General features: G+C 69.9%; 28 protein-coding genes and 1 tRNA gene. 4 read left to right on the top strand and 25 right to left on the bottom strand.

Annotation, left to right across the window (positions count from 1 at the left end; genetic code table 11):
• Positions 1 to 415: 415 nt before the first annotated feature.
• From E4V99_RS13960 to dusB, 9 genes are all read right to left on the bottom strand, one after another.
• Entirely contained in the window at positions 416 to 610 is a 195-nt protein-coding gene (locus E4V99_RS13960) for a hypothetical protein (protein WP_135117611.1), read from the bottom strand.
• Positions 611 to 710: 100 nt separating this feature from the next.
• Positions 711 to 905, bottom strand: a complete 195-nt coding sequence (locus tag E4V99_RS13955; protein WP_135117610.1) for a hypothetical protein — start codon at positions 903 to 905, stop codon at positions 711 to 713.
• Positions 902 to 1189 carry a hypothetical protein gene (locus tag E4V99_RS13950; protein WP_135117609.1) on the bottom strand — a complete coding sequence of 96 codons (288 nt, stop codon included), beginning with the start codon at positions 1187 to 1189 and terminating at the stop codon, positions 902 to 904. Before E4V99_RS13950 ends, E4V99_RS13955 begins: the two co-directional genes overlap by 4 nt.
• 116 nt (positions 1190 to 1305) lie before the next feature.
• Entirely contained in the window at positions 1306 to 1488 is a 183-nt protein-coding gene (locus E4V99_RS13945) for a helix-turn-helix domain-containing protein (protein ID WP_135117608.1), read from the bottom strand.
• A 352-nt stretch (positions 1489 to 1840) separates the two neighbouring features.
• Positions 1841 to 1913, bottom strand: a tRNA-Asn gene (locus E4V99_RS13935).
• A 62-nt stretch (positions 1914 to 1975) separates the two neighbouring features.
• Positions 1976 to 2749, bottom strand: a complete 774-nt coding sequence (locus E4V99_RS13930) for an ATP-binding cassette domain-containing protein (protein WP_135066702.1) — start codon at positions 2747 to 2749, stop codon at positions 1976 to 1978.
• 32 nt (positions 2750 to 2781) lie between these two features.
• A complete protein-coding gene (gene dnaG / locus E4V99_RS13925; RefSeq protein WP_135066705.1) occupies positions 2782 to 4647 on the bottom strand; it encodes a DNA primase in 1866 nt (621 codons plus the stop codon).
• Positions 4647 to 5984, bottom strand: a complete 1338-nt coding sequence (locus E4V99_RS13920) for a deoxyguanosinetriphosphate triphosphohydrolase (protein ID WP_209305632.1) — start codon at positions 5982 to 5984, stop codon at positions 4647 to 4649. The genes dnaG and E4V99_RS13920 overlap by 1 nt, the downstream gene beginning before the upstream one ends.
• Positions 5974 to 7146, bottom strand: coding sequence for a tRNA dihydrouridine synthase DusB (gene dusB, locus E4V99_RS13915; RefSeq protein WP_167758131.1), 1173 nt, complete (start codon positions 7144 to 7146; stop codon positions 5974 to 5976). Before dusB ends, E4V99_RS13920 begins: the two co-directional genes overlap by 11 nt.
• A gap of 53 nt (positions 7147 to 7199) precedes the next feature.
• Here dusB and E4V99_RS13910 point away from each other — a divergent pair, with 53 nt between their 5' ends.
• Positions 7200 to 7700 carry a glutathione peroxidase gene (locus E4V99_RS13910; RefSeq protein ID WP_135066713.1) on the top strand — a complete coding sequence of 167 codons (501 nt, stop codon included), beginning with the start codon at positions 7200 to 7202 and terminating at the stop codon, positions 7698 to 7700.
• A 7-nt stretch (positions 7701 to 7707) separates the two neighbouring features.
• On the opposite strand, the gene E4V99_RS13905 is transcribed toward E4V99_RS13910, so the two are convergent.
• The 3 genes from E4V99_RS13905 to recO all read right to left on the bottom strand — a co-directional run bounded on the left by E4V99_RS13905 (position 7708) and on the right by recO (position 9992).
• Positions 7708 to 8394: a DsbA family oxidoreductase gene (locus tag E4V99_RS13905; protein ID WP_135117606.1), complete on the bottom strand. Its 687-nt coding sequence runs from the start codon at positions 8392 to 8394 to the stop codon at positions 7708 to 7710.
• Between the two features lie 66 nt (positions 8395 to 8460).
• A complete protein-coding gene (locus E4V99_RS13900) occupies positions 8461 to 9267 on the bottom strand; it encodes an isoprenyl transferase (protein WP_135071185.1) in 807 nt (268 codons plus the stop codon).
• Entirely contained in the window at positions 9267 to 9992 is a 726-nt protein-coding gene (gene recO / locus E4V99_RS13895; RefSeq protein WP_135066719.1) for a DNA repair protein RecO, read from the bottom strand. Before recO ends, E4V99_RS13900 begins: the two co-directional genes overlap by 1 nt.
• A gap of 60 nt (positions 9993 to 10052) precedes the next feature.
• Between recO and E4V99_RS13890 the strand changes: the two genes are divergently transcribed.
• Positions 10053 to 10751 carry a TRIC cation channel family protein gene (locus E4V99_RS13890; RefSeq protein WP_135066722.1) on the top strand — a complete coding sequence of 233 codons (699 nt, stop codon included), beginning with the start codon at positions 10053 to 10055 and terminating at the stop codon, positions 10749 to 10751.
• Between the two features lie 162 nt (positions 10752 to 10913).
• Here E4V99_RS13890 and leuA read toward each other — a convergent pair whose 3' ends face one another.
• Complete coding sequence (gene leuA, locus E4V99_RS13885; protein WP_135066725.1) at positions 10914 to 12674, bottom strand: 2-isopropylmalate synthase; 1761 nt, start codon at positions 12672 to 12674, stop codon at positions 10914 to 10916.
• A gap of 192 nt (positions 12675 to 12866) precedes the next feature.
• Between leuA and E4V99_RS13880 the strand changes: the two genes are divergently transcribed.
• Positions 12867 to 13469 carry a hypothetical protein gene (locus E4V99_RS13880; RefSeq protein WP_135066728.1) on the top strand — a complete coding sequence of 201 codons (603 nt, stop codon included), beginning with the start codon at positions 12867 to 12869 and terminating at the stop codon, positions 13467 to 13469.
• Here E4V99_RS13880 and era read toward each other — a convergent pair.
• The 12 genes from era to E4V99_RS13820 form a co-directional block, all read right to left on the bottom strand.
• On the bottom strand, positions 13466 to 14374 hold the full coding sequence (gene era, locus E4V99_RS13875) for a GTPase Era (protein ID WP_135066731.1): 909 nt from the start codon (positions 14372 to 14374) through the stop codon (positions 13466 to 13468). The genes E4V99_RS13880 and era overlap by 4 nt on opposite strands.
• Complete coding sequence (bsh, locus tag E4V99_RS13870; protein WP_135066733.1) at positions 14374 to 15345, bottom strand: choloylglycine hydrolase; 972 nt, start codon at positions 15343 to 15345, stop codon at positions 14374 to 14376. Before bsh ends, era begins: the two co-directional genes overlap by 1 nt.
• A 62-nt stretch (positions 15346 to 15407) precedes the next feature.
• The gene (locus tag E4V99_RS13865) at positions 15408 to 16745 is read right to left on the bottom strand and encodes a hemolysin family protein (RefSeq protein WP_135066736.1); all 1338 of its coding nucleotides are present in this window, start codon (positions 16743 to 16745) and stop codon (positions 15408 to 15410) included.
• On the bottom strand, positions 16742 to 17209 hold the full coding sequence (gene ybeY, locus E4V99_RS13860; protein WP_135066743.1) for an rRNA maturation RNase YbeY: 468 nt from the start codon (positions 17207 to 17209) through the stop codon (positions 16742 to 16744). The genes E4V99_RS13865 and ybeY overlap by 4 nt, the downstream gene beginning before the upstream one ends.
• A complete protein-coding gene (locus E4V99_RS13855) occupies positions 17206 to 18333 on the bottom strand; it encodes a PhoH family protein (protein WP_135066745.1) in 1128 nt (375 codons plus the stop codon). Before E4V99_RS13855 ends, ybeY begins: the two co-directional genes overlap by 4 nt.
• A complete protein-coding gene (locus E4V99_RS13850; RefSeq protein ID WP_135066747.1) occupies positions 18290 to 18637 on the bottom strand; it encodes an HIT domain-containing protein in 348 nt (115 codons plus the stop codon). The genes E4V99_RS13855 and E4V99_RS13850 overlap by 44 nt, the downstream gene beginning before the upstream one ends.
• Before the next feature lie 79 nt (positions 18638 to 18716).
• A complete protein-coding gene (locus E4V99_RS13845) occupies positions 18717 to 19448 on the bottom strand; it encodes a 16S rRNA (uracil(1498)-N(3))-methyltransferase (RefSeq protein ID WP_135066749.1) in 732 nt (243 codons plus the stop codon).
• Positions 19449 to 19451: 3 nt separating this feature from the next.
• Positions 19452 to 20576 (bottom strand): molecular chaperone DnaJ, encoded by a 1125-nt coding sequence (gene dnaJ / locus E4V99_RS13840; protein WP_135066752.1) that lies wholly within the window; start codon positions 20574 to 20576, stop codon positions 19452 to 19454.
• A 51-nt stretch (positions 20577 to 20627) separates the two neighbouring features.
• Positions 20628 to 21668, bottom strand: coding sequence for a heat-inducible transcriptional repressor HrcA (gene hrcA / locus E4V99_RS13835; RefSeq protein WP_135066755.1), 1041 nt, complete (start codon positions 21666 to 21668; stop codon positions 20628 to 20630).
• A 78-nt stretch (positions 21669 to 21746) separates the two neighbouring features.
• Complete coding sequence (hemW, locus tag E4V99_RS13830; RefSeq protein ID WP_135066758.1) at positions 21747 to 22964, bottom strand: radical SAM family heme chaperone HemW; 1218 nt, start codon at positions 22962 to 22964, stop codon at positions 21747 to 21749.
• Positions 22964 to 23614 carry a DUF1990 family protein gene (locus tag E4V99_RS13825; RefSeq protein WP_135066761.1) on the bottom strand — a complete coding sequence of 217 codons (651 nt, stop codon included), beginning with the start codon at positions 23612 to 23614 and terminating at the stop codon, positions 22964 to 22966. Before E4V99_RS13825 ends, hemW begins: the two co-directional genes overlap by 1 nt.
• A 57-nt stretch (positions 23615 to 23671) precedes the next feature.
• Positions 23672 to 24394, bottom strand: coding sequence for a DUF899 family protein (locus E4V99_RS13820; RefSeq protein WP_135117605.1), 723 nt, complete (start codon positions 24392 to 24394; stop codon positions 23672 to 23674).
• Positions 24395 to 24463: 69 nt separating this feature from the next.
• On the opposite strand from E4V99_RS13820, the gene E4V99_RS13815 reads away from it, so the two are divergent.
• Positions 24464 to 25141, top strand: coding sequence for a winged helix-turn-helix transcriptional regulator (locus E4V99_RS13815; protein WP_135066767.1), 678 nt, complete (start codon positions 24464 to 24466; stop codon positions 25139 to 25141).
• The last annotated feature ends 4 nt before the right edge of the window (positions 25142 to 25145 follow it).

Below are 25145 nucleotides of genomic sequence, written 5' to 3'. Positions count from 1 at the left end.
GGTAGGTTCTTGGACGGTTCTATGTGCGACAGCAGTTGTCACCCCTGGACGCCCGGATCTGTCACCCCTGGATCGGCTAGGGGTGACACACCTGTCACCCCTAGATTCAGTCATCACGAGGGCCGTGGTGAGCACGTCGTACACGGTCGGGCGGTAGCGCGGATCGAGGTGCTCGACGTAGCGCTGATCGCCCTCACGGATGAGGCCCGCGATGCGCAGCTCACGGAGCGCGCGCTGCACGGTGCGCTCGGAGCATTCGAGTGTGTCGGCGATGGTGGACACGTTCGGGTATGCGCCGTAACCGAGCTTGTCGGCGCGGTCGGCGAGCTGGAGGAGCACGCGGAACGGTGTGCCGTTGCAGCGCGTGAGCGGGAGGTTAGCGGCCCAGATATATGCTTCAAGGCTCATACGATCATCACCACGGAAGCAACCCCTTCGACTGTGCGAGGCGTGCCGACTGACGTGCTTGCCCGAGCCGCCCACCGTGCGCACGGTTGCCCTGACACCGGCCCGACTTGTATCGGTGCTCCGGTGCGAGGTTCTCGCGCCCGTGCCCGCCGAGGGCGTCGATGTGGCCCACGTCGTAGCTCTGCTCGGGATCGATCGGCATGCCGCACCGCCCACAGACGACCTCGTTACCGAGGGCACGGGCACGGGTGACCTGCTGACGGACTATGCGCGCGTTCTTCCGGTACTCCGGATCGCGATGCTTAGCGGTCACCGTGGCACCTGCAGTTGCATGTCGAGCAGGCCCGGTGCTGGCCGTCTCGGCAGTCGAGCGACCAGTAGCGGGCCGTGCGTCGAGCGGCGACGACGGCACGCCGCTCCAGGCCCGCCCAGACGACGGCGAGGCCGAGCCCGAGGACGAAGGCGACATCGGGCGAGATGTAGTCGGGATAGATCACTGCGGCCTCCGAACGATGGGCGGTGTGTCGAGGCAGTGCAGGAACCGGCGCGCACCCTCGATGTTGCGGATGAGCAGGTCGGCGGCGTCGGCGTACGCGGTGGCGATGTCGGGATCCCCGCCCGTGAGCGTCTGCCGTGCGAGCTGCGAGAGGTGCCGAGCGGTGCGGGTGAGGTTGCGCACTGCGTCACGTTCGGCCCACAGTGTGGATTCGGTGGCGAAGCGGTCGGCCATCTCGAACAGGACGTTCGATGTGGCGATGCGCTCGATGTCCAGGTCAGGCATGCTGTTCCTCCTGCTGGAGTTGTGTCGGTCGGACGGGTGCGCCGTGCCAGAGGTGCCGGCCGTCGTCGCGGACGGTGCAGAACGCGCACCACCCGCTGGTCGGGTCGAATACGTGCTCATGCATTGGCCCGCTCCCGTGCGAGCTGCTGCACGTCGTCAGGGTCGAACAAGCGCGCGCCGCGGTATCCGGGCATCTCGAAGATCGGTTTCAGTAGCCCGGCCTTGACCCAGCGGTTTACGGTGGACTGTGTTGCGCCGGTGATCTTCGCTACGTCGCGAGAGGTGATCGGGTCTGCCATACGTGCAGGGTTGCACAAATGCGCACGACGCGCAATCTCACGCGCCGTGCAACCTTGCGCAACCTTCTACCTTGTGTGTAACCTTGCGCGCATGTCACTGCACATGATCCCCGGTCGCATCCCTCAGTGGGATGTCTCCGACCGGTTCAGGAAGGCACGCGAGTCGGTCGATCTGACGCAAGCTCAGATGGCCGAGCGCACAGGCATTAGCCGGCGCACCATCTCTTACATCGAGGCAGGCGTGAAGACTCCGGGCGTCAAGGAACTCAACCTGTGGCAGATGGCCACGGGAGTTCCGCGCAAGTGGCTGGAAACGGGAGAAGCCCCACACGATGGTGGGGCTCCCGATCCGCTCCCCGGCTTGGACTCGAACCAAGAACCTATCGGTTAACAGCCGATTGCTCTGCCAATTGAGCTACCGAGGAATATGCTCCGCGTCGTGCGCGCAACCCCACCATGCTAGCAAAGCATCGCGCCAGTTCCGAACTCAGCGCACCGCCGCGCGTTGCGCGTCGGTGCCGTCGGGGGTCCACAGGAGCGCGTCGGCCCCGTGCCCGTACGCGACGGGGTGCCCGCCGCGCAGCACCAGCACGTCGGCGTCCAGTTCGCGCGCCGCATCCGCATCGTTGGTGACCATCAGCGCGGCCATCCCGTGATCGTCGCGGCGGCGGAGAATCGCGTCCCGCGCCGCCGTGCGCACCTCGATGTCGAGGTTCGCGTAGGGGTCGTCGGCGACCAGCAGCCGCGGCTCGAGCACGAGGGCACGCGCCAGAGCGACACGCTGGCGCATGCCGGCGCTCAACTCGTACGGGTACTTCGCCGCGGCGCCCAGGGGCAGCTGCATCTCGTCCAGGAGCGTCGCCACGCGCACGGCAAGCGCACGCCCGTTGACGCGTCGGTCGCGACTCGTGATCGGCTCGGCGATCACCTCCGACACGGTCAGCCGCGAGGGCAGATCGGCGCCGGCGCGCTGCGGCATGTAGCCCACCACATACGTGAGCTGACGGCGTGCGCGGCCGGGATGGCGCGCGTCGATGCCCTCGACGGTGGCTGAGCCGCCCGCGGCGCTCAGGCCGTCTTCGGTGCGACCAGCGAGGAAGGCCGCGAGCGTCGACTTGCCGGCACCGGTGGGGCCCATGACGGCGAGTACGCCTCTGCGGGGCAGAGTGATCGACACCCCCTCGACCACGCGTGCGCCACCACGAGCGACGGACAGATCGTCGGCGCGGACGGCGATATCCGCTTCGGTGAGGCGACGCACCCGTCCATCCTGCCGTGCGGAGGAGCGGTGCGCTACTCGGCTTCGATCAGGCGCTGCCGCTCGCGGTCGAGATCGCGCAGCCGGATGCGGAAACCCCTGCCCTCCTCGGAGTCGGCGGGCACGCGCTGGATGGCACCCAAGAGGTCGGTCTTCTCGCGTTCGAGAGATCGTACGACCAAGCGGCGCGCGAGGTCGTTCGCAGACGCCACGGCGTGGTTCTCGTCGCGCGCCGGGAAGTCGGCGGTGAGGAGCTCAGCCGCGAGAGAGCGGAACGGCTCCCGCACAGACCCCACGACGTCGGCGGCCCATCCCGGCCGCGTCACATCGGCACCCGCGGCGATGGCGGCACGCACCACCTCCAGCGCGGGCGAACGGAACGTCACCGCCAGAGCGCGCGACAGCATGACGGGGTCCACCCGGTGTCCGTACTGCAGGAACGACATCAGGGCATCGCGCTCGAGCGCCGTGTCGCGGTCCCGCGGCAGCGAGGCGATCGACACGCGCACCTGCACCGGCTGCTCGTCCCCGGCAGCGGCCGCGCGCTGCGCGGGCGCGGGCTCGGCGCTCCCCGTGCGCGCCGCCGCGCGTGCGGCCCGCTCGACGGCGGAGGCGACCTCCGGCAGATCCAGTCCGAGCCGGCGCGCCAGCACGCGCGTGTACCCCGGCCGTAGCGACGGGTCGCGGATCTCCGCCACGATCGGGGCCGCGGCGCGGAGGGCTCCCGCGCGGCCTTCCACCGTGGCGAGGTCGAAACCGGCCAGGCGCTGGTCGATGACGAACTCGAACATCGGGGCCTTCGTGTCCAGCAGCGCCCGCACCGCGCCGTCCCCGCGCTCGAGCCGCAGGTCGCACGGGTCCAGGCCGCCCGGCGCGACGGCGACGTACGTCTGGGCCGCGAACCTCTTCTCCTCGCCGAAGGCCCGGAGCGCGGCCTTCTGGCCCGCCGCATCCGGATCGAACGTGAAAACCACCTCCCCCGACGCCGAGTCGTCGCCCATGACGCGTCGGAGCACCGTGATGTGGTCGGTGCCGAACGCCGTCCCGCACGTGGCCACCGCGGTCGTGACACCCGCCAGATGACAGGCCATGACGTCGGTGTACCCCTCGACCACGACCACCCGGTGGGCGCGGGAGATCTCCCGCTTGGCGACGTCGAGGCCGTAGAGCACCTGCGCCTTCCGGTAGATCGGCGTCTCAGGGGTGTTGAGGTATTTCGGGCCGGGATCGTCGTCGTAGAGCTTGCGTGCGCCGAACCCGATGACCTGACCGGTGACGTCGCGGATCGGCCACACCAGGCGCCCACGGAACCGGTCGTACACGCCACGCTGCCCCTGCGACACCAGCCCGGCCTGGGTGATCTCCTCGCGCGTGAACTTCTGCGCCAGCAGGTGATCGGTCAGCGCAGACCATCCCTTCGGCGCGTATCCGACACCGAAGTGCGCGGCGGCACCGGCATCGAAACCGCGCTCACCGAGGAAGCGACGGCCCGCCTCCGCGTCGGGGTCGGACAGCCGCGCACGGTAGAACTCCGCCGCGGCGGCGTTGGCGGCGTACAGGCGCGACCGTCCGCTCGTCTCGGGCGCGGCTCCGCCGTCCTCGTAGTGCAGTGTGTAGCCGACCCGTGCCGCCAGTCGCTCGACCGCCTCCGTGAACGAGACGTGGTCCATGGCGCGCAGGAACGAGTACACGTCGCCGGACTCGCCGCATCCGAAGCAGTGGTAGTAGCCGACCTGCGGGCGCACGTGGAAGCTCGGGCTGCGCTCGTCATGGAACGGGCACAGTCCCTTGAGCGATCCGACCCCCGCGGCCTTCAGCGCGACCCGCTCCCCCACGATGTCGGCGATGTTCGTGCGGGCCTTGACCTCGTCGATGTCGCTCTGGCGGATGCGGCCGGCCATCAGCGTCCGGCCCCGCCCGAGCGGGCCGCCCCCGGAGCCCAGATGCCGATGGATGCAGCATCCACCTCGCCCACGAGCCTGCTGTGCCATGCCAGGGCGAGCTGATCGGTGAGGCTGGCGACCTGGTCGACCACGACGCGTTTGCGCTGCGCATCGTCAGCCGCCGCACCGAAGTCCGCCGCGTGCAGCGGGTCCAGCGCCTCCGGGGCCTCCCACAGGGCGGTCGCGAGCCGCTTGAGCACGCGGCGCTGCTCCTTGTACAGCGCCCGGCGCCCCTCGATCGAAACGACGGTGGCACCGATGATGCCCTTGAGCACGGCCATCTCGGCCTCGATCACGCGCGGCACCACCACGTGGGCACGGTAGCGCGTGAGCGTCTCGACCGGATAGGCCTCGCGCGTCGCGGTGGTCGCCGCCCGCGCGAATCGCCCGATCAGATCGCTCGTGAGGTTCTTCAGCCGCGCCAAGGCGGGGCGCGTGCCGTCGAAGCCGTCGATCCACTCGGGGAGCCGCATGAGACGGAAGAGGGCGTCTTCGAGCTCGTCGCGGGCGAAGTCGTATCCCACCCACGTCTGGATCGCCGAGAGCAGCGCGCCGTGCTCGGCCGTGTCGGACAGGAGGGACGGATCGAGGTAGCGGTTCGTGATGGCGTCTTCGAAATCGTGCACCGAGTAGGCGATGTCGTCGGAGAGGTCCATCACCTCCGCCTCGATGCAGCGCACCCGGCCCGGCGCACCCTCTCGCATCCACCGGAACACCGGCTCGTCCTCGGGGTACACCCCGAACTTCAGCCGGCCGCCCGGGTCGGGCACGGGATGATCCACCGTCCACGGGTACTTGCACGTCGCATCCAGGCTCGCCCGAGTGAGGTTCAGTCCGTGACTGCGTCCCTCGGCGTCGATCACCTTCGGCTCGAGACGGGTCAGGATGCGGAGGGTCTGCGCGTTCCCCTCGAAGCCGCCGATGTCCTCGGCCCACTCGTTGAGCGCTCGCTCGCCGTTGTGACCGAACGGCGGGTGGCCGAGGTCGTGACTGAGGCATGCCGTGTCGACCACGTCGGGCGAGAGCTGCAGCGCCGTGGCCAGTTCGCGACCCACCTGCGCGACCTCGAGCGAGTGCGTCAGGCGGTTGCGAGCGAAGTCGGCGGGGCTGGCGGGGCTGAGCACCTGCGTCTTGGCGGCGAGGCGTCGCAGCGCGGCGGAGTGCAGCACCCGGGCGCGATCACGCGCGAAGTCGTCGCGACGGGATCGGTGCTCCTCCGGCTGGAAGCGGTCGGCGTCGGGGTCGCCGTAACCGGCGGGGCGGGCAGACCCGCCGGTGACGAGGTCAACCGCCACTGGAATCCAGCTCCGCTTCGGCCAGGTCACGGGAGGCGGCGTCGCCCAGTTCGCGGGAGAGCAGCCACCCGTCCGGGAGCGCGGCGCGCTTGGGGCTGCCGGCGCGACCGCGCTGGCCCTCGGCGGCCGCACCGGGGTAGGGCGCATCGAGTTCGAGGCCGGCCAGCAGCTCGTCGATCTCCGCGAGGGTCGACACCGTGGCCAGCGCGGCGCGCACATCGCCGCCCACCGGGTAGCCCTTGAAGTACCACGCGACGTGCTTGCGGATGTCGCGGCACCCGCGGGCTTCGTCCTCCAGGAATTCCACGAGCAGCTCGGCGTGGCGACGGAACGCGCGCGCGACGAAACCGAGAGTGGCATCCACCGGCGCACCGGCCGCAGCGGTGGCAGAGCCCAGCGCGCGTGCGAGATCGCCGAACAGCCACGGGCGGCCGAGGCAGCCGCGCCCCACGACGACGCCGTCGCATCCGGTCTCCGCCATCATGCGCACCGCATCCTCGGCCGACCAGATGTCTCCGTTGCCCAGCACGGGGATGCTCGTCACCGCGTCCTTCAGCGCCGCGATCGCCGGCCAATCCGCGACGCCGGAATAGAACTGCGACGCCGTTCGGGCGTGCAGGGCGACGGCGGCGACGCCGGCGTCCTCGGCGATGCGGCCGGCCTCCAGGAACGTGAGGTGATCGTCGTCGATACCCTTGCGCATCTTCACGGTCACGGGGACGTCCCCGCCGGCACGCACGGCACGCGTCACGATGTCGCGGAACAGCGACGTCTTCCACGGCAGCGCCGCTCCCCCGCCCTTGCGGGTGACCTTGGGCACGGGGCATCCGAAGTTCAAGTCGATGTGATCGGCGCGGTCCTCTTCCACCAGGATGCGCACGGCCGCCTCGACCGTGGCGGGGTCGACGCCGTAGAGCTGGATCGAGCGTGGCGTCTCGGACTCGTGATGGCGGATGAGGCGCATCGTGGTCGCGTTGCGCTCCACGAGGGCCCGCGTCGTGATCATCTCGCTCACGTAGAGACCTGCGCCGTACTCGCGACACAGCCGGCGGAACGCCGTGTTGGTGATGCCGGCCATCGGCGCGAGCACGACGGGCGCGTCGAGCACGTGGGGGCCGATGCGCAGGGGGCGCGTCGGGGCGAGGGCGGTGGTCACCGTCATATTCTCCCAGACGAACGGAGCCCGCCGCCGCGCACAGGACGTAACCTGAGGAGATGACGACGGAGTCCACAGATCTGCGCAGCATCCCCTTCCGCACTGCCGAGGGGAGCACCGCCACGCTGGGCGACTACGGCGACGGTGTCGTGATGGTCGTGAACGTCGCCTCCAAGTGCGGGCTGGCTCCCCAGTACGAGAAGCTCGAGCAGCTTCAGCGCACCTACGGCGACCGCGGACTGACGGTGCTCGGCTTCCCCTGCAACCAGTTCCTGGGCCAGGAGCCGGGTTCGGTGGAGGAGATCCTGGAGTACTGCTCCACGACGTGGGGCGTGACCTTCCCGATCATGGACAAGGTCCGCGTCAACGGATCGGCGGCCGCGCCGGTCTACAAGGCGCTCAAGAGCGCGCCCGACCTGGACGGCAAGCATGGTCCCGTCCTGTGGAACTTCGAGAAGTTCGTGATCACGCCCTCCGGCGGTGTGCACCGGTTCCGCTCGCAGGTCGCCCCCGATGACGAGGCGATCGTCTCCGTCATCGAGGACGCGCTCCCGCGCTGACCTGCCGTCACCCCGCCGCAGCGTTCGCCGGCTGCCCGGCGCGCTCCGCCCACAGCTGACGCGTGATCTGGGCGAAAGCCTCGGGGGGCTGTGCGCCGCTGACACCGTACTGACCGTCGATCACGAACAACGGCACGCCGTTGATGCCATAGGCGACCGCCTGCTCCTGATCGGCCCGCACATCGCCGAGGTGGCGCTGCAACTCCAGCGCCGCGCGCGCCTCGTCGGCGGGGAGGCCGACGTCGGCTGCGAGCGACACCAGCTCGTCGGTGCGGCCGAGATGGCGTCCTTCGATGAAGTACGCGGACATCAGCCGCTCGACCATCTCCAGCTGGCGGCCGTGCGCCTTGGCGAAGTGCAGGAGTTCGTGGGCCTTCACTGTGTTGGTGTGCTGGAGCAGATCGAACCGGTACGCGAGCCCGGCTTCGGCGGCGACACCGGTGACCCGCTCCAGCATCTGGCCGGCCTGCTCGCGGGAGATTCCCTTGTGCCGGGAGAGGTAATCGGCCTGGCTTCCCTCGAAGTCGACCGGAGTATCCGGAGACAGCTCGAACGAGTGGTACTCCACCTCCACACGCGGGGCGTCGGCGTCGGCCGCCACCTCCGCGAGGCCGCGCTCCAGGTTCCGCTTGCCGATGTAGCACCACGGGCAGGCGATGTCACTCCATACGTCGATCTTGATCGCTTCACTCACGACACCTGCAACACTCCGCCGCCCATTGCGTATTCCCGCCGCGGCATGATCCGCAGTGAGGTTTCGTCAGATGCCGCCCGGAGAATCCACGGCGGAACCGAAGCGCCGGTCGCGGTCCAGGTACAGGTCGATCGCCTCCCACAGGTGGGTGCGCCGGAAGTCGGGCCACAGCGTGTCCAGGAAGACGAGCTCCGCGTACGCGGACTCCCACAGCAGGAAGTTCGACGTGCGCTGCTCACCGCTGGAGCGCACGAACAGATCGACGTCGGGCATGTCGGGCTGGTACAGGTGACGCGCGACCATCCGCTCGGTGATGGCGGATGGCTTCAACCGTCCCGCGGCGATCTCCTCCCCCATCCGCCGCATCGCATCGACGAGCTCGACGCGCCCGCCGTAGTTGACGCACATCGTGAGCGTGAGAACGTCGTTGCCGGCCGTGAGCTGCTCGGCGAACTGCAGCTCCTTGATGACCGATCCCCACAGCCGGGGCTTGCGGCCTGCCCACCGCACGCGCACGCCCCACTCGTTGAGCTGGTCGCGCCGGCGGTGGAGCACGTCGCGGTTGAACCCCATCAGAAAGCGGACCTCGTCGGGCGAGCGCTTCCAGTTCTCGGTCGAGAACGCGTAGACCGACAGGTGCTTCACACCCGCCTGGATGGCGCCTGCCACGACGTCCAGCAGCGCCGCCTCCCCCGCCCGGTGACCCTCGACGCGGGTGAGGCTGCGGCGGTTCGCCCAGCGGCCGTTGCCGTCCATGACGATCGCCACATGCCCGGGCACCGTGCCCCGCGGGTACGACGGCGGGTACTCGCCCGTCCAGTCCACGGGCCGGAAGGGCACCGCGTCGCGATGCGTGTACGGCTTGGGTGCCATCATCCGGCTTCCACGTGGGCCAGCGAGCGGATGCCCCGCTCCAGATGCCACTGCGCGTACGCCGCGATGAGTCCGGAGGCTGCGCTGGTCGCCGCCGGTGCGGCCTCATCCACCTGCTGCCAGTCGCCGCGCAGGAGCGAGCGCAGCAGCGACGCCGTCGGGGCCGCCACGCGCGCCGAACCCACCGGTGCGCACGCGGCGCACACCATCCCCCCCAGTTGCGCGACGAATGACTCGTGCTGGCCGGGGGCGGCGCACCGGGCGCATTCGTCCAGCCCCGGCGCCCAGCCGGACAGCGCCATGGCCCGCAGGAGGTACGAGTCCAGCACGCTGCGCGACGCGTGCTCTCCGCGGGCGAGTGCGCGCAGACCGCCCACCAGGAGGAGATACTGCTGCGGAGTGGCCTCGGCCTCGTTCAGGCGGTCGGCGGTCTCCACCATGGCGTTGGCGGAGGTGTACCGGTCATAGTGCACGGCGATGTCGGCGCCGTACGACCCGAGGGACTCCGCCTGCTGCACGACGTCGAGTGAGCGGCCCTTGTACAGCATCACGTCGGCCACCATGAAGGGCTCCAGGCGTGATCCGAACCGGGACGACGTGCGGCGCACGCCCTTGGCCACCGCGCGGATCTTCCCGTGCCGGCGGCCGAGCATCGTCACGATGCGGTCCGCTTCGCCCAGCTTGTGGGTCCGCAGGACCACGACCTCGTCGCGGTAGGTGGGCACCGTCCCATTATCCGCCCGCCCGAGGGTTCCCCGCGAAGCGCGCGCCAGGAGAATGGGTCCATGACGTCGCAGATGCTCATCATCCCGCTGTGGGCCGACCTCCTCGCCGTGGGCCTGGGCGGCGTGCAGGGGGCGCTGTTCGCTTCAGGCTTCCGCGGTCAGCAGCGGCTGGACCTGCTGGGGGTGGCGATCATCGGCATCATGATCGGGATGGGCGGCGGCCTCATCCGCGATCTGCTGCTGGGAGTGGTTCCGGCGACGCTGCAGAGCAACTGGTATCTGCTCACCGCCTCCGGCGCCGCCCTGGTGGGGATGCTGCTGGCCGGGATCTTCCAGCGGCTGAACGCCGCCATCATCGCGCTGGACGCGCTCGTGATCGGCCTGTTCGGCGCGTTCGGGACGAGCAAGGCGCTCGCCCTCGGCCTCCCGCCGGTGCCCGCTGTCTTCGTCGGCGTGTGCTCGGCGGTGGGCGGCGGAGTGCTGCGGGACATGATGATGGGCCTGCCGGTGGCCATCATGCACGTCGGATCGCTGTACGCCGTGGCCGCCGGCGCGGGCTGCGCCGTCCTGGCCAGCGCCGACGCCCTCGGCGCGCCGCTGGAGTACGCGGCGGTCGCGGGCATCATCGTGACGACGGTGATCCGCATCCTCGCGGTGATCTTCGACGTGTCGCTGCCCGAGCAGCGCATGCTGCATCGGCGCAAGGTCGCCGTGGAGACCTCGGCGATCCCGGTCGTGCGCCGGCACGACGCCGACTGACCCGGTCCGCCCCTCCCTTCCCGCCCTCCCCTTCCCGCGAGACCGCACGCCGCCGACGAGACCGCGACATCATGTCGCGGTCTCGCCGGTGGCGTGCAGTCTCGCGGCGGCGGAGCGCGCGGGTCGGCGGAGGCGGGCGGGCCCGGCGGGTGCGTCGGAGGGTCAGACCGCCGCGAGCGAGGGCGCCTCGCGGCGAGCCCGGATGGCGCGGTTCACCGCGGAGACGACCGCTTTCAGCGACGCGGTCGAGATGTCCCCGTCGATGCCGACGCCCCACAGGCGCTGGTCGTCGACCTGCAGTTCGACGTAGGCCGCGGCCTGCGCGTCGCCGCCGGCGCTCAGGGTGTGCTCGACGTAGTCGTACAGCGAGATGTCGAACCCGCGCGTGTGCAGGATGTCCAGGAACGCCGCGATCGGGCCGTTCCCGTGGCCGGTGGCATCCTCCACGTCGTCGCCGTCGCGGAGACGGACGTTCAATTCGACGTCGCCGGTGAGATCGCTGGAGGTGCGCGTGCCGACCAGCTCGAACCGGCCCCAGCGGTCGTCCGCGACGGAGGTGGGGAGGTACTCGTCGGTGAAGACGTCCCAGATCTGAGCGCTCGTGACCTCGCCGCCGTCGGCGTCGGTCTTGGCCTGGATGACACCGGAGAACTCGATCTGCAGCCGCCGTGGCAGGTCGAGGGCGTGATCGGTCTTCAGCAGGTAGGCGACGCCGCCCTTGCCCGACTGCGAGTTGACGCGGATGACGGCCTCGTAGGACCGGCCGAGATCCTTCGGGTCGACCGGCAGGTACGGCACCGCCCATTCGATCTCGTCCACGGTGACGCCCGCCGCCTGCGCGCGGGCCTCCATCGCCTCGAAGCCCTTCTTGATGGCGTCCTGGTGCGACCCGCTGAACGCGGTGAACACGAGGTCGCCGGCCCAGGGGCTGCGTTCGGGCACGGGCAGCTGGTTGCAGTACTCGACCGTGCGCTTGATCTGGTCGATGTCGCTGAAGTCGATCTGCGGGTCGACGCCCTGCGTCAGCAGGTTCACGCCCAGCGCGACGAGGTCGACGTTGCCGGTACGCTCCCCGTTGCCGAAGAGGCATCCCTCGATGCGATCGGCGCCGGCCATGTAGCCCAGTTCCGCGGCCGCCACGGCGGTGCCGCGGTCGTTGTGCGGATGCAGCGACAGGATGACGTTCTCGCGGTGGTTCAGGTGCCGCGACATCCACTCGATCGAGTCGGCGTACACGTTGGGGGTCGCCATCTCCACCGTGGCGGGCAGGTTGATGATGACTTTGCGCTCGGGGGTCGGTTCGAACACCTCGAGCACCTGGTTGCAGATGTCGGCGGCGAACTCGAGCTCGGTGCCGGTGTAGCTCTCCGGGGAGTACTCGTAGAAGACCTCGACCTCGGGCACGGTCTTCTCGTACTGGCGGCACAGGCGCGCGCCTTCCAGGGCGATGTCGATGATGCCCTGCTTATCGGTGCGGAAGACGACCTCGCGCTGGACGATGCTCGTGGAGTTGTACAGGTGCACGATGGCGCGCTTCGCGCCGGCCAGCGACTCGTACGTGCGGGCGATGAGGTGCTCGCGCGCCTGGGTCAGCACCTGGATGGTGACGTCGTCGGGGATGAGGTCTTCTTCGATGAGCTGACGGACGAAGTCGAAGTCCAGCTGGCTGGCGCTGGGGAACCCGACCTCGATCTCCTTGTATCCCAGCCGCACGAGCAGCTCGAACATGACGCGCTTGCGCTCGGGGGTCATCGGGTCGATGAGGGCCTGGTTGCCGTCACGCAGGTCGACGGCGCACCAGCGCGGCGCGGCGGTGATGCGCGCATCCGGCCACGTGCGATCGGGCAGATCGACGCGGATCTGCTCGGAGAACGGACGGTACTTGTGCGTCGGCATGCCCGACGGCTGCTGGGTGTTCTTCATGAGGGGTCGCTTCCGGTTGTCGAGGATTCGGGCCGACGACAAGCTCCGCGACGAGGAAGGCCCTTAGAACGAGGCCTCGCCGCGGCAGCTAAGAAGGAGCAGCCCGCCGGAAAGCACGCTGTCAGGCTACACCCGCTCGCGCGCGCGGTCGAACGCCGTGAGACGATCTGGGCTGTGGAGACACTCTCGGGTATGCGCCTGATTCTGCGTTCGGCCCTCTTTCTCCCTCTCTGCGCGGCGGTGGCTCTGGCCTCCGGATGCGCGACCAGCCCGTCGGCCACCGGAGGGCAGGAGCCGGCGCCGCCGGCGGAAGTGGTCGAAGGCTCGGGGATGGTGCTCGACCAGGGCGACGGCGCGGAGCTGTGCCTGGGACCGGTGGCCGAGTCCTTTCCCCCGCAATGCCGCGGCATCCCGCTGGACGGCTGGTCGTGGGACGAGGCCGTGCCCGAGAACTCGTCCGGCGATGTGCGCTGGGGCATGTACGCGGTGCAGGGCCGCTACGACGGCGAGACGCTCACGGTGACGACGGATGCGACGCCGCTGGCCCTGTACGATCCGGAACCCTTCCCATGGCCGGCCGGCACCGGCACTGCTGAAGAAGCGGAACTGTCCCGGATCGGCGAGGAGGCCCTCGGCCGATACGGCGACGCCTTCCTGTCCGCCGGTTCGCGCGACGGCCGGCTGGAGGTCGTCGTGGTCTGGGACGACGGCACGTGGCAGCGCCAGGCCGACGCCGAGTACGGCGACGGTGTGGTGGTGGTGACCTCGGCGCTGCGCCCGGTGCGGGAGGGCTAGAAGCCCAGGCGACCCAGCTGCTTGGGGTCGCGCTGCCATTCTTTGGCCACGCGCACGTGCAGTTTCAGGAACACCCGCGTGCCGATCAGCGGCTCGATCTGCGCCCTCGCGCGCGCACCCACGTCCCGCAGCCGGGAGCCCTTGTGGCCGATGATGATCGACTTCTGGCTGTCGCGTTCGACGACGACGCTCGCGTGGATGTCGGTCATGGATCCGGTCTCCCGGGCGGCGATGTCGTCGATCGTGACGGCGATCGAGTGCGGGAGCTCGTCGCGCACGCCCTCCAGCGCCGCTTCGCGGATGATCTCGGCGATGCGGTCTTCCAGCGACTCGTCGGTGACGACGCCTTCCTCGTACAGTGCGGGCCCCTCCGGCATCAGCGAGAGCAGCCCGTCAGCGAGCACGTCCAGCTGATCGTGGGTGAGGGCGGACAGCGGGATGACCGCGTGCCAGTCCTCCCGCAGCGCGTCGACCTCGATCAGGCGTTCGGTGATCTGCTCGCGGGATGCCGCATCGGTCTTGGTCACGATGGCGACCTTCTTCGCACGCCCGTATCCCGACAGCGAATCCGCGATCCGTCGGTCGCCGGGCCCGACCTTCTCGGTCGCCGGTACGCAGAACGCGATGACGTCGACGTCGCCGAGCACCTGCTCGACGAGGTCGTTGAGGCGCTGGCCGAGCAGCGTGCGCGGCCGGTGGATCCCAGGGGTGTCCACGATCACCAGCTGCCCACCGGGCCGGTTGACAATGCCGCGGATGGCGCGGCGTGTCGTCTGCGGCTTGTCGCTGGTGATCGCGACCTTCTCCCCGACGAGGGCGTTGGTCAGCGTGGACTTGCCCACGTTGGGCCGCCCCACGAAGGTGACGAAGCCGGATCGACGGTCGAGTGCGGAGGCGTGGTCCATCAATTCTGCATGTGTATCTGTTGGCCCTTTATCAGCGGGTACGAGGCCAGGGCGGTGCCGTCGAGGTCTTCCTTGTGCATGTCGACGCCGGTGACCTGGCTGTTCTCGTAGGTCGTGTAGTAGTAGATGCCCTGATCGGTGTTGCAGCAGGACGAGTAGATCGTGATCTCGAACTTGTCCCCGACATGCACGCATCCGCGCTGCTGGGCGACGGAGCCGAGGATGTGGAAGAACTGGCTGATCGACTCCGATTCGGAGTCGCCCGAGACCGAGTTCATCTTGGTGAACACGGCCTTGACGAATCGGGAGGAGGACGACAGATCCCCGGGCAGGCCGATCGCTCCCATGCCGCGGCTGTAGGTGTCCAACGGCAGCTCTTCGGAGAACCTGTTCTCCGGAGGGTAGGTGGACAGGTGCATGAAGTCGTTCAGCTTGAAGCTCTGGATGTCGAAGGTGGGGTTGTTGGCGAGGACTCCGGTGGGGTTGTCGTAGACCTTCAGCCCCTCCTTCACGCTCTCCACAGTAATCGACTCGTTCCGGTCGGAGATGATCCAGTGCAGCGGCGAGAGCGGGTAGGCGTCACTGAAGTTGATCTTCACGAGGTTCAGCGATGCGAGCGCCGTGCGCGCTTGCGCCACCGTCTCGAACTGCCCGAGGATCCACGGGATGAACTCGAACGGCGTGACGTTGGTCTTGCCCTCGGCTTCGGGCTTGTAGTCGGCGTTGTCGGGGAAGTTCAGCCCCGCCATGCTGAGGCCCTTCTCATTGGTCGCGTCGTAGTACAGCGGATAGTCGTCCACGACCGTCGCCATCCCGATGATGGCGTGATGCGTGGGAAGGGTCTGCTCCTTGCGGAATTCGAAGGGGAAGTTCCGCGGCGTGACGGTGACCGCCTCGTTGTAGGAGTACTCAAGGTCCAGGTTGCGACCGAAGTAGTGGTCGTTGGTCGTGTAATTGGTTGCCGTGCACATCTGACTGCCTCCGACTTTCTTCAGGACCGAGCGTCGGTGAGAAAGGCGCTGGGGCACTCATCCTAGGCAGGGTTGTCAGTGTCCCGTCTAGAGTCCACCCGGATCTCACCGGTGCGCGGACGCGTCGGTGGCTCCTCGGATGCGGGCTCCTCGGCGCGCTCGACGAACACCGTGGAGATCCCCCGGCCGCGTCCGCGGGAGGCACCCCCGGTCATCACCAGCCCGGCGTACTCGGCGGTCGCCCCGGGCTGCGGGATGCGTCCGAGAGCCTTGCCGAGCAGTCCGCCGATCGAGTCGACGTCCTCGTCCTCCACCTCGATGCCGAACAGGTCGCCCACCTCGTCCACGCCCAGCCTGGCGCTGACGCGGAACTTTCCGGGCTCGATCTCGGTGATCTCGCTCGAGCGTGCGTCGTATTCGTCGGAGATGTCGCCCACGAGCTCCTCGATGAGGTCCTCCAGGGTGACCAGGCCCGACACGCCGCCGTACTCGTCGATGACGAGGCACACGTGCACGGCATCGCGACGCATCTGCTGCAGCAGCGTCTCGGCGCGCATCGACTCGGGGACGAACACCGCCGGACGGGCGATGCGGCGGATCGGAGCATCCCGCCACCCCTGCTCGTCGCGGAACCCGAACTGCACGAGGTCCTTCAGGTACAGCATCCCCACCACGTCGTCGGCTTCGTCGTCGATCAGCGGGACGCGCGAGATCCCCTTCTCCAGGAACAGCGTGAGCGCCTCGCGGGTGCTGGCACCGGCGTCGACCGCGACCATGTCGGTGCGCGGCACCATCACCTCGCGCACGTAACGGTCGGTGAAATCGAAGACGGAGTGGATGAGCTCGCGGTCGTCCTCTTCGATGAGTTCATTCTCGGCCGCTTCGTCGATGATGCTGAGCAGCTGCTCCTCGGAGGCGAAGGAGGAGCCGGGTGAGACGCCGGGCGTGACGCGGTTGCCGAGCGCCACCAGGCCGTACGCGAGCGGGCCGAGGATGATCCGCAGGCCCCGGACCACCGGCGCGGTGGCGCGCAGGAGACCCCGGGCGTGCTGGCGTCCTACCGAGCGGGGGCTGGCACCCACGGCGACGAAGGAGATCCCGGTCATGATGATGGCGGCGGCCAGCGTCGCCCACCACAGGTTGTCGAACAGCAGCACGAAGGCGACCGTGACCAGCACCGCGGCGCTGGTCTCCGCCAACACGCGGATGAAGGAGACCGCGTTGGCGTGTGCGTCGGGGTCGGCGGCGATCCGCCGCAACGACGCGGCGCTCCGGCCCTCGGCGGCGAGGTCGGCCAGGTCGGAGCGTGAGGTCACACCCAGCGCGGCCTCCACCGCGACCATGAGGCCGCCGAAGGCGACCAGCAGGAGCGCGCCGACGAGCAGGAGCGCTTCGGTCATGCGCGACGGCGGCGTTCAGCCGACTGGAAGCCCACGATGAGGTCCTTCTGCAGCGCGAACATCTCCCGCTCCTCGGCCGGCTCGGCGTGGTCGAACCCCAGCAGGTGGAGCAGGCCGTGCGTCGTGAGGAGGATGAGCTCGTCCTGGGTCGAGTGCTTGGCGGCGGCCGCCTGAGCCTCGGCCACCTGGGGGCAGAGGACGATGTCGCCCAGGAGTCCCGCGGGCGTGGGCATGTCTTCGGTGCCGGGGCGCAGTTCGTCCATCGGGAAGCTCAGCACGTCGGTGGGGCCCGGCTCATCCATCCACTGCACGTGCAGCGCCTCCATGGCGCCTTCGTCGACCAGGACGATGGCGACGTCGGCGTCGGGGCTGACGTGGAGTTCGTCGAGGTTGTACTCCATGAGGCGCAGCAGCACCTTCTCGTCCACCTCGACGCCGGACTCGTTGTTGATCTCGATGGTCATGATCGGCCTCGCCTCGGCATGTGGTCGCGCGGCCCACCGGTGCGGCCGGAGCGGCGCTCGGCGCGATTGGCGAACTCCCCGGCCTCGTCCCGCTCGCGCTTGGCGACCAGCCGCTTCTCGTCGTACTCGCTGTACGCATCCACGATGCGCCCGACGAGCGTGTGGCGCACGACGTCGTCGCTCGTGAGGTAGGCGAAGTGAATGTCGTCGACCTCGGAGAGGATGCGGGTGACCAGGCGCAGGCCGGAGGTGCCCTGGGGCAGGTCGACCTGCGTGATGTCGCCGGTGACGACCATCCGCGTGCCGAAGCCCAAACGCGTGAGGAACATCTTCATCTGCTCGGGCGTGGTGTTCTGGGCCTCGTCGAGCACCACGAACGAATCGTTGAGGGTGCGCCCGCGCATGTACGCGAGGGGTGCGACCTCGATCGTTCCCGTCGCCATGAGCTTGGGCACGATCTCGGGGTCGATCATCTCGTTGAGCGCGTCGTAGAGCGGTCGCAGATAGGGGTCGATCTTGTCGGTGAGCGTGCCGGGGAGGAATCCGAGCCGCTCGCCGGCCTCGACGGCGGGACGGGTCAGGATGATGCGGCTGACCTCTTTACGCTGGAGCGCCTGCACGGCCTTGGCCATCGCGAGGTACGTCTTGCCCGTGCCGGCCGGCCCGATCCCGAACACGATGGTGCTCTCGTCGATGGCGTCGACGTAGGCCTTCTGCCCGAGCGTCTTGGGCCGGATGACCTTGCCGCGCGACGACAGGATCGCCTCGCCGAGCACTTCGGAGGGCCGCGGGCCGCCGCCGGCGTCGGCGCTGCTGCGCAGGATGCGGCTGGAGCTGGAGACGTCGGCGGGGTCGAGCCCGTGCCCGGCCTTGGTCATCGCCAGCAGTTCGTCTACGAGCGACCGTGCGCGGGCGACCGCGTCGGAGGGCCCGGTGAGGGTGATCTCGTTGCCGCGGACGTGCACGTCGACGTCGGGATGCTCCTTCTCCACGACCCGCAGCAGCCGGTCCTGCGGGCCGAGGAGCTGGACCATGGCCACGCCGTCGGCGTAGACGTGGTCCACGGTGAGGTCGGACTCGTCAGGCACCGAGGCTCGCTTCGTCGAGGTCGCCGCCGAGCACATGGGCGTGGACGTGGAACACCGTCTGTCCGGCCTTGGGCCCGGTGTTGAACACGAGCCGGAAGTCGCCGCCGGCGTGCTCGGCGGCCACGCTGTTGGCAAGGCCCACCAGCTCGGCGAGGAGGCTCGGGTCGCCGGCGGCCAGCTCGACGACGTTGCGGTACTCACCCGTCTTGGGGATGACCAGCAGGTGGACGGGAGCCTTGGGGGCGATGTCGCGGATGACGAAGGCGTTCTCGGTCTCCGCGATGATCTCGCCGGGGATTTCGCCCTCGAGGATGCGCGTGAAGATCGACGGTTCGCTCATTGGTCCAGTCTATTCACCGGCCACCCCCACGAGGCGAGCCCCCGCAACCGGCTCAGCGGCCGGTGGGGAGGGAGCGGAGTCACCAGCGGCGGAGGGCGACGTTGGCCACCGAGAGCGCCGCCGCGCCGGCGGTCGAGGTGCGCAGCACCGTGGTTCCCAGGCGCACCGGCTCCGCCCCCGCCGTCGACAGCGCCGACAGCTCATCGGGCGATACACCACCCTCGGGCCCGACCACGAGGGCGACGTCGCGCGGATCCGCCCCCAGGTCCAGGGCTGCGAGCGGCCGCGTCGCCGACGGCTCGAGCACCAGCATCCGCACCCCCGGCAGCATCCGCGTGAGACCGGCGGTGTCGACAGGTCCCTCCACGTCGGGCAGCCACGCGCGGTGAGCCTGCTTGGCCGCCTCCCGCACGATGGTGCGCCAGCGGGCGAGGGCCTTGTCGACCTTGCCGTCCCAGCGCGACACGCTGCGCTCCGCCTGCCACGGGATGATGCCGTCCACGCCCAGCTCGGTGGCAGCCTGCACCGCGAGCTCGTCCCGGTCGCCCTTGGCCAGAGCCTGCACGAGGATCAGCCGCGGCGTGGGGGCGTCGACCGTCGTGCGTGTGGCCACGCGCACCACGACTTCGCGCGCCGACACGTGCGCCGCCGCGCCCTCCAGCCACACACCGCGGCCGTCGCCCACCGTCACCGTCTCCCCCGCACGCAGACGCCGGACGTTCGCGGCGTGGTGCGCCTCGGTTCCGGTGAGCACGACGTCATCGCCCGGCTGTGCATCGGCGGCGGCGTCGGCGAGGAAGTGCAGCGCCACGGGTCAGCTGTTCCGGAACCGGTCGCGCAGCTTGGCGAACAGGCCCTGGTGGAATTCCGCGAGGCGCGGCCCGGGCGCCTTCGTCCGGCGGGCGAACTCTTCGATGAGGGCACGCTCCTTGCCGTCCAGGCGCGTGGGGGTCACGACGTGCACGCCGACCCTCAGGTCGCCGCGCTGCGTCCCGCGCAGCGGGGTGATGCCGCGGCCCTTGATGGTCAGCACATCACCGGACTGCACGCCGGGACGCAGCTCCAGCTGCACTTCGCCGTCCAGCGCCTCGATCGTCGTCTCGGTGCCCAGGATGGCGTCGGGCATCGACACCTCCAGCGTGGCGAGCAGGTCGTCGCCCTCGCGGCTGAACACGTCGTGGGCGGCGACATGGATCTCCAGGTACAGGTCGCCGTTGGGCCCTCCCGCAGGGCCCACCTCGCCGGAGCCGGGAAGCTGAAGGCGCAGCCCCGTCTCCACGCCGGCGGGGATGTCCACCGACACGGTGCGGCGCGCCCGCACACGCCCCTGACCCTGGCAGGTCGCGCACGGGTACGGGATGGTCGTCCCGTAGCCCTGGCACGTGGTGCACGGCTGCGAGGTGACGACGTTGCCGAGGAGGCTCCGCACGGTGCGCTGCACGTTCCCGCTGCCGTGGCAGATGTCGCACGTGACCTCGGATGTGCCGGGCTGGCAGCACGAACCCTGACACGTCTCGCACAGCACGGCGGTGTCGACCTCCAGGTCGCGGTGCGTGCCGAAGACGACGTCGCCGAGATCCAGGTTGACCCGCACGAGCGCATCCTGACCCCGTTCGCGCCGCGACCGGGGCCGGCCGGCGCGTCCGCCGCCGCCGGCACCGCCGAAGAAGGTCTCGAAGATGTCGCTGAAGCCACCGAATCCCGCGGCCCCACCCGCGCCGGCGAACGGATTCGAGTCGCCGCCCATGTCGTACCGGCGGCGCTGATCCGGGTCGCTCAGCACGTCGTACGCGTGCGTGACGAGCTTGAAGCGCTCCGCCGCATCCTCACCGGGGTTGACGTCGGGGTGCAGCTCGCGTGCCAGTCGCCGATACGCGCGCTTGATCTCGTCGGGTGCCGCGTCGCGCGCGACGCCGAGGACCTCGTAATGGTCAGCCACAGTCGCCTTCCTGCCCGCTCTCAGCGGGATCGTTCGGAGACCGGATGCGCCTCAGCGGCCGTTCTCGTCCTCTTCGAGCATCCGGGTCAGATAGTGCGCGACGGCACGGACCGCCGCGAGGTTGGAGGGGTAGTCCATCCGGGTGGGACCGAGCAGCCCGACGCGGGCGCCGCTGGCGGGTGCGTCGTAATCGCTCACGAGGACGGATGCCTCGGTCAGGCCGAACGGCTCGTTCTCACGTCCGATACTCGCCGACAGGCCCTGATCGTCGGCGACCATCTCGCTCATCAGGCGCAGCAGCGTCACCTGCTCCTCGATCGCCTCCAGGAGCGGGTAGATGCTGCCCCGGAAGTCGGATTCGCGGCGCGCGAGCGTGGCGGCACCGGCCATGACGAGGCGATCCTGCCGGAATTCCTCCAGCTCCTCGGCCAGGACCCGCAGGATCGGCTGCGCCATCGCATCGACGCCGCCGGCAGGGGTCGCGCCGCCGCTGAGGATCGTGGCAAGTCGCTCCGACGCATCCCGCACGGAATGCCCCACGACGAGACCGCCGATGCGGCTGCGCAGCTGCGCGAGGTCGGCGTCGGTGGGCTCTTCGCGGGAGAAGGCCATCCGCTGCGTCACGCGTCCGGTGTCGGTCACGACGACCACGAGCATGCGGCCACCGCCGAGGCTCACGAGCTCGACGTGGGTGACGTTCGCCGTGGCGAACGAGGGGTACTGCACCATGGCGACCTGGCCCGTGAGCCGGGTGAGGGCCCGGACCGTGCGTCCGAGCAGGTCGTCGAGGTCGCCGGAGTCGTCGAGGAAGGAGGCGATCGCCGAGCGCTGTGCCCCGGAGAGCGGACGCAACTCGGCCAGGTGATCGACGAAGACGCGGTAGCCCTTGTCGGTGGGTACGCGCCCGGAGGAGGTGTGCGGAGCGATGATGAGCTCCTCGTCCTCCAGCAGCGCCATGTCGTTGCGGATGGTGGCCGCCGACACGCCGAACGCGTGCCGCTCCACGATCGCCTTGCTGCCGACCGGTTCCCTCGTGTCGACGAAGTCCTGCACGATGGCCCGCAGCACTTGGAGCCCGCGTTCGGTGACCATGGCACTCCTCTCCACCGACTGGCACTCTTACACTCTGAGTGCCAATTCTAGCGGAGAAGTCCGAACGGCCGCCGAGGCTCACTGCGTGAGGGTGCGCACCACGGCATCGGCGAGCAGGCGACCCCGCCGCGTGAGCACGACGTGACCGCGCACCGCGTCGGCGCCCTCGACGAGGCCGTCGGCGACGAGACCGGCCACGGCGTGCCGCCCCTCGCCGAGCAGTTCCGCGACCGGGTAGCCCTCCCGGATGCGCGAGCGCAGCAAGACCTCTTCCAGGCGCCGGGATGCCGCATCCGGCCGTTCCCGCCCCGCCGCCGGCGACGTGCCCTGCGCGAGCCGGGCGGCGTACGCGGCGGGATGACGCACGTTCCACCACCGCAGGCCGGAGACATGACTGTGCGCGCCCGGACCGTAGCCCCACCAGTCGGCGCCGCGCCAGTACGCGAGGTTGTGACGGGAGCGGTGCTCGGGCCCACGTGCCCAGTTGGAGACCTCGTACCATTCCAGGCCGGCCGCGCCGAGCAGGTCGTCGGCCAGCTCGTACATGTCGGCCTCGAGGTCATCGTCGGGCTCGGCCAACTCCCCGCGGCGGATCTGACGGGCCAGCTTCGTGCCGTCCTCCACGATCAGCGCGTAGGCGGACAGATGGTCGGGCTCGAGCGAGATCGCCTCCTCCAGCGAGGCGCGCCAGTCCTCCAGCGACTCCCCCGGCGTGCCGTAGATGAGGTCGACGCTGACGTCCAGTCCTGCGCGGCGGGCGGCGGCGACGGCCGTGCGGACGTTGGCCGGATCGTGCGTGCGATCCAGCGCCGCCAGCACGTGCGGGCGGGTGGACTGCATGCCGATCGACATGCGGGTCACCCCGGCCGCGGCCAATTCGGCGGCCACCGCATCCGTCACGGTGTCAGGGTTGGCCTCCACCGTCACTTCGGCCCCCGGCACGAAGCCGAACGCGCCGCGCACGCCGTCGAGCATGCGCGCGAGGTCGCCGGCGGGAAGGAGCGTGGGTGTGCCGCCGCCGAGGAAGACGGTGGATGCGGCGCGCAGCGGTCCCGCGGCCGCCATGACGCCGACCGACAGGGCGACCTCGCGCAGCAGCGTGTCGGCGTACTGGTCCTGCCGAGCACCGCGCAGTTCGGAGGACGTGTAGGTGTTGAAGTCGCAGTACCCGCACCGCACGCGGCAGAACGGCACGTGCAGGTAGACGCCGAAGTCGGCGCCGGCATCCGTGTGGAGGTCGGCCGGAAGCGCGCCGTCGGCGGGCGCCGGGTCGCCGAGAGGAAGGGCGGCGCCCATCAGGACGACGTGGCGTACAGCGGCGAGATCGCCCGCAGGTAACGCTGGAAGAGCTCGCGCCGGCGGTGGCGGACGAGACGCGGATAAAGACGGTAGATCAGCGCGGCGGGTGCATCGAAGGCGCGCACGGTGAACCACACCTCGTCGTTGTCGCGCCACTCCACCAGGAAGAACTCCTCGCCGCTCACGACGGAATCCCCCACGGTGCCGAGGATGAACCCGACCCGGCGGGGCTCCTCGACGACGGAGATCACCCGCAGCTCCGCGTCGGCGCGCAGGCGCCGCACGCGTCCGTGCAGGCGGACGGTCGTCCCCGGTGCCACGAACGGCATGCCCTCGGCGTCGAACCGCTGCTCGGATTCCAGGCGGCTGGGCGCGATCGGATTGCCCTCGGCGTCGTACCCGACCCCGGTGTACATGGGCCCGGGGGCCGGCCGCACATCGGTGATCGTGAGCCCGCCCTCCCGCTGCGCCGCCCACGACAGCAGCGCCTCGCTCGCGGTGGTGAAGCGGTCTTCGCCGCTGCCGATCCGCCAGCTCTCCTCGGCCGGGATCGAGCGCTCGGGCGGGTACTGGAGGAGGTCGGGGGCCTGCGTGCCCCCCACGGCGGCGTAGTCCACCGTCTCGTCTCGAAAAGTCCCGCGGCGCATGCCTTCCAGGCTACTTCGCGTTGCCGCGTGATGTCTGCGAGCGCTCCGGCCGCGGCGTCAGGGATGCACGTGGGCGTGCTCGTGGCTGTGCACGGGCGTGACTCCCGGCCGCGTCCACTGCGCCGTCGGCCGCCCCTCGCTGCGCCAGAACGAGTGCGGTGAGACGGGCCACCCCTCCGGGGAGTCCTCCCACTCCTCGCGGCGCCCGTAGGGGGTCAGGTCCAGCAGGTGCAGCGAGCTCATGATCGTCTCGACACCGCGCCCGTACGTCTCGTACGTGAGGAAGACGCGGTCACCGTCCCGCAGGTAGCACGCGATCATTCCCCCGCCGGCGATCGCCGGGTCGCTGATGCCGCGCGTGGAGTACCAGGGATGCACGTAGCCCATGAACTCCCGGAACGGTGCGACCTCTTCGTACGGGCCCTCCGTGAAGACGGCGAACGACACCCCGGCCTTGCGGAGGTAGACCGCATCCCGGAAGTCCCAGATGCTGATCGTGCACCCCTCGCACTGCCCCTCGAACGGCTGTCCGTCGAACCACATGTGCTTGTAGACGACGAGTTCGTCGCGGCCGTCGAAGATGTCCAGGAGCGAAATCTCTCCGCTCGGTCCCCTCAGGGTCACCGGGTCGATCTCCGTCATCGGGAGCCTTCGGCGCTCCGCGGCGATCGCGTCGCCCTCGCGAGTGTGCGCCTTCTCGCGTGCGAGCAGGACGGCGCGACGGCGGTCCCACTCCTCGCCGTCGACGATGGGGGGCAGTGGTGTGCGGGGTGCGTCCATGCGACGTACGATAAACCTATCGTCCAGTCGTGTAAAGATTGCGACGACATCTCGGGAGGGCAGGCCGACGTGCCGATCAAGCACACCTACGCCGAGCACGGCGACGCCTGTCGCGCGGCCAACGCGCTCGACATCGTGGGCGACCGCTGGTCGTTGATCATCGCCCGCGAGGTGATGCTCAGCCCCAAGCGGTTCGCCGACCTGCTCGCCTCGGTGCGCGGCATCACCCCGAGCGTCCTCACCGAGCGGCTGCGTGCGCTCACCGGATCGGGCGTGATCGAGAAGGTCGTGCTCCCCGATCTCGGGCGCACCCGGATCTACCGGGCCACCGACTGGGGACGCGGCCTGGAACCGGTGCTCGAATCGCTCGGCCGGTGGTACACGAGCGGGCCCGAGCCCCAGACCGAGGGTGGGATGACCCCGGACGGCGTCGTGCTCGCGATGCGGACGATGGCCCCCGCCACGTCCGCGTCCGTCGCTCCCCTCGCCCTCGTGCTCTACGACGAGCGCGTCACCGATTCGCCGTCGTTCGGCTACGCCGTCACCTCCGCCGATGGGCGTCTCACCGTCACCCCGGGCCTCCCCGCGTCCGGCGCCCCCACATCCGTCCGCGCCGACGCGACGGCGTGGAGCGAACTGCTCTTCGGCAGCACGCCGCTCGCGTCCGCCGAGGCCACCGAGCAGGTCGTCATAGCGGGCGACCGCGACGCGGTCGCCGATCTCATCGGCCTCTTCCGGGCCGGGTGAGCGT

Source organism: Microbacterium sp. dk485, assembly GCF_004570445.1.
GTDB lineage: Bacteria > Actinomycetota > Actinomycetes > Actinomycetales > Microbacteriaceae > Microbacterium > Microbacterium wangchenii.
Note: the sequence above shows the minus strand (reverse complement) of the source record. Positions and strands in the feature narration are given on the sequence as shown.

Excerpts from the sequence above, each read along its gene's own strand:
- E4V99_RS13910 (WP_135066713.1), top strand. The coding sequence starts at position 7,200 with ATGACGACGGAGTCCACAGATCTGCGCAGCATCCCCTTCCGCACTGCC.
- era (WP_135066731.1), bottom strand. The coding sequence starts at position 14,374 with ATGGACCACGCCTCCGCACTCGACCGTCGATCCGGCTTCGTCACCTTC.
- hrcA (WP_135066755.1), bottom strand. The coding sequence starts at position 21,668 with ATGGTCACCGAACGCGGGCTCCAAGTGCTGCGGGCCATCGTGCAGGAC.
- E4V99_RS13890 (WP_135066722.1), top strand. The coding sequence starts at position 10,053 with ATGACGTCGCAGATGCTCATCATCCCGCTGTGGGCCGACCTCCTCGCC.
- leuA (WP_135066725.1), bottom strand. The coding sequence starts at position 12,674 with ATGAAGAACACCCAGCAGCCGTCGGGCATGCCGACGCACAAGTACCGT.
- E4V99_RS13945 (WP_135117608.1), bottom strand. The coding sequence starts at position 1,488 with ATGGCAGACCCGATCACCTCTCGCGACGTAGCGAAGATCACCGGCGCA.
- E4V99_RS13850 (WP_135066747.1), bottom strand. The coding sequence starts at position 18,637 with ATGAGCGAACCGTCGATCTTCACGCGCATCCTCGAGGGCGAAATCCCC.
- E4V99_RS13825 (WP_135066761.1), bottom strand. The coding sequence starts at position 23,614 with ATGCGCCGCGGGACTTTTCGAGACGAGACGGTGGACTACGCCGCCGTG.
- dnaG (WP_135066705.1), bottom strand. The coding sequence starts at position 4,647 with ATGGCCGGCCGCATCCGCCAGAGCGACATCGACGAGGTCAAGGCCCGC.
- ybeY (WP_135066743.1), bottom strand. The coding sequence starts at position 17,209 with ATGACCATCGAGATCAACAACGAGTCCGGCGTCGAGGTGGACGAGAAG.
- E4V99_RS13865 (WP_135066736.1), bottom strand. The coding sequence starts at position 16,745 with ATGACCGAAGCGCTCCTGCTCGTCGGCGCGCTCCTGCTGGTCGCCTTC.
- dusB (WP_167758131.1), bottom strand. The coding sequence starts at position 7,146 with ATGACGGTGACCACCGCCCTCGCCCCGACGCGCCCCCTGCGCATCGGC.
- E4V99_RS13950 (WP_135117609.1), bottom strand. The coding sequence starts at position 1,189 with ATGCCTGACCTGGACATCGAGCGCATCGCCACATCGAACGTCCTGTTC.
- E4V99_RS13855 (WP_135066745.1), bottom strand. The coding sequence starts at position 18,333 with ATGTGCTCGGCGGCGACCTCGACGAAGCGAGCCTCGGTGCCTGACGAG.
- E4V99_RS13900 (WP_135071185.1), bottom strand. The coding sequence starts at position 9,267 with ATGGCACCCAAGCCGTACACGCATCGCGACGCGGTGCCCTTCCGGCCC.
- E4V99_RS13820 (WP_135117605.1), bottom strand. The coding sequence starts at position 24,394 with ATGGACGCACCCCGCACACCACTGCCCCCCATCGTCGACGGCGAGGAG.
- E4V99_RS13960 (WP_135117611.1), bottom strand. The coding sequence starts at position 610 with ATGCCGATCGATCCCGAGCAGAGCTACGACGTGGGCCACATCGACGCC.
- E4V99_RS13880 (WP_135066728.1), top strand. The coding sequence starts at position 12,867 with ATGCGCCTGATTCTGCGTTCGGCCCTCTTTCTCCCTCTCTGCGCGGCG.
- bsh (WP_135066733.1), bottom strand. The coding sequence starts at position 15,345 with ATGTGCACGGCAACCAATTACACGACCAACGACCACTACTTCGGTCGC.
- hemW (WP_135066758.1), bottom strand. The coding sequence starts at position 22,964 with ATGGGCGCCGCCCTTCCTCTCGGCGACCCGGCGCCCGCCGACGGCGCG.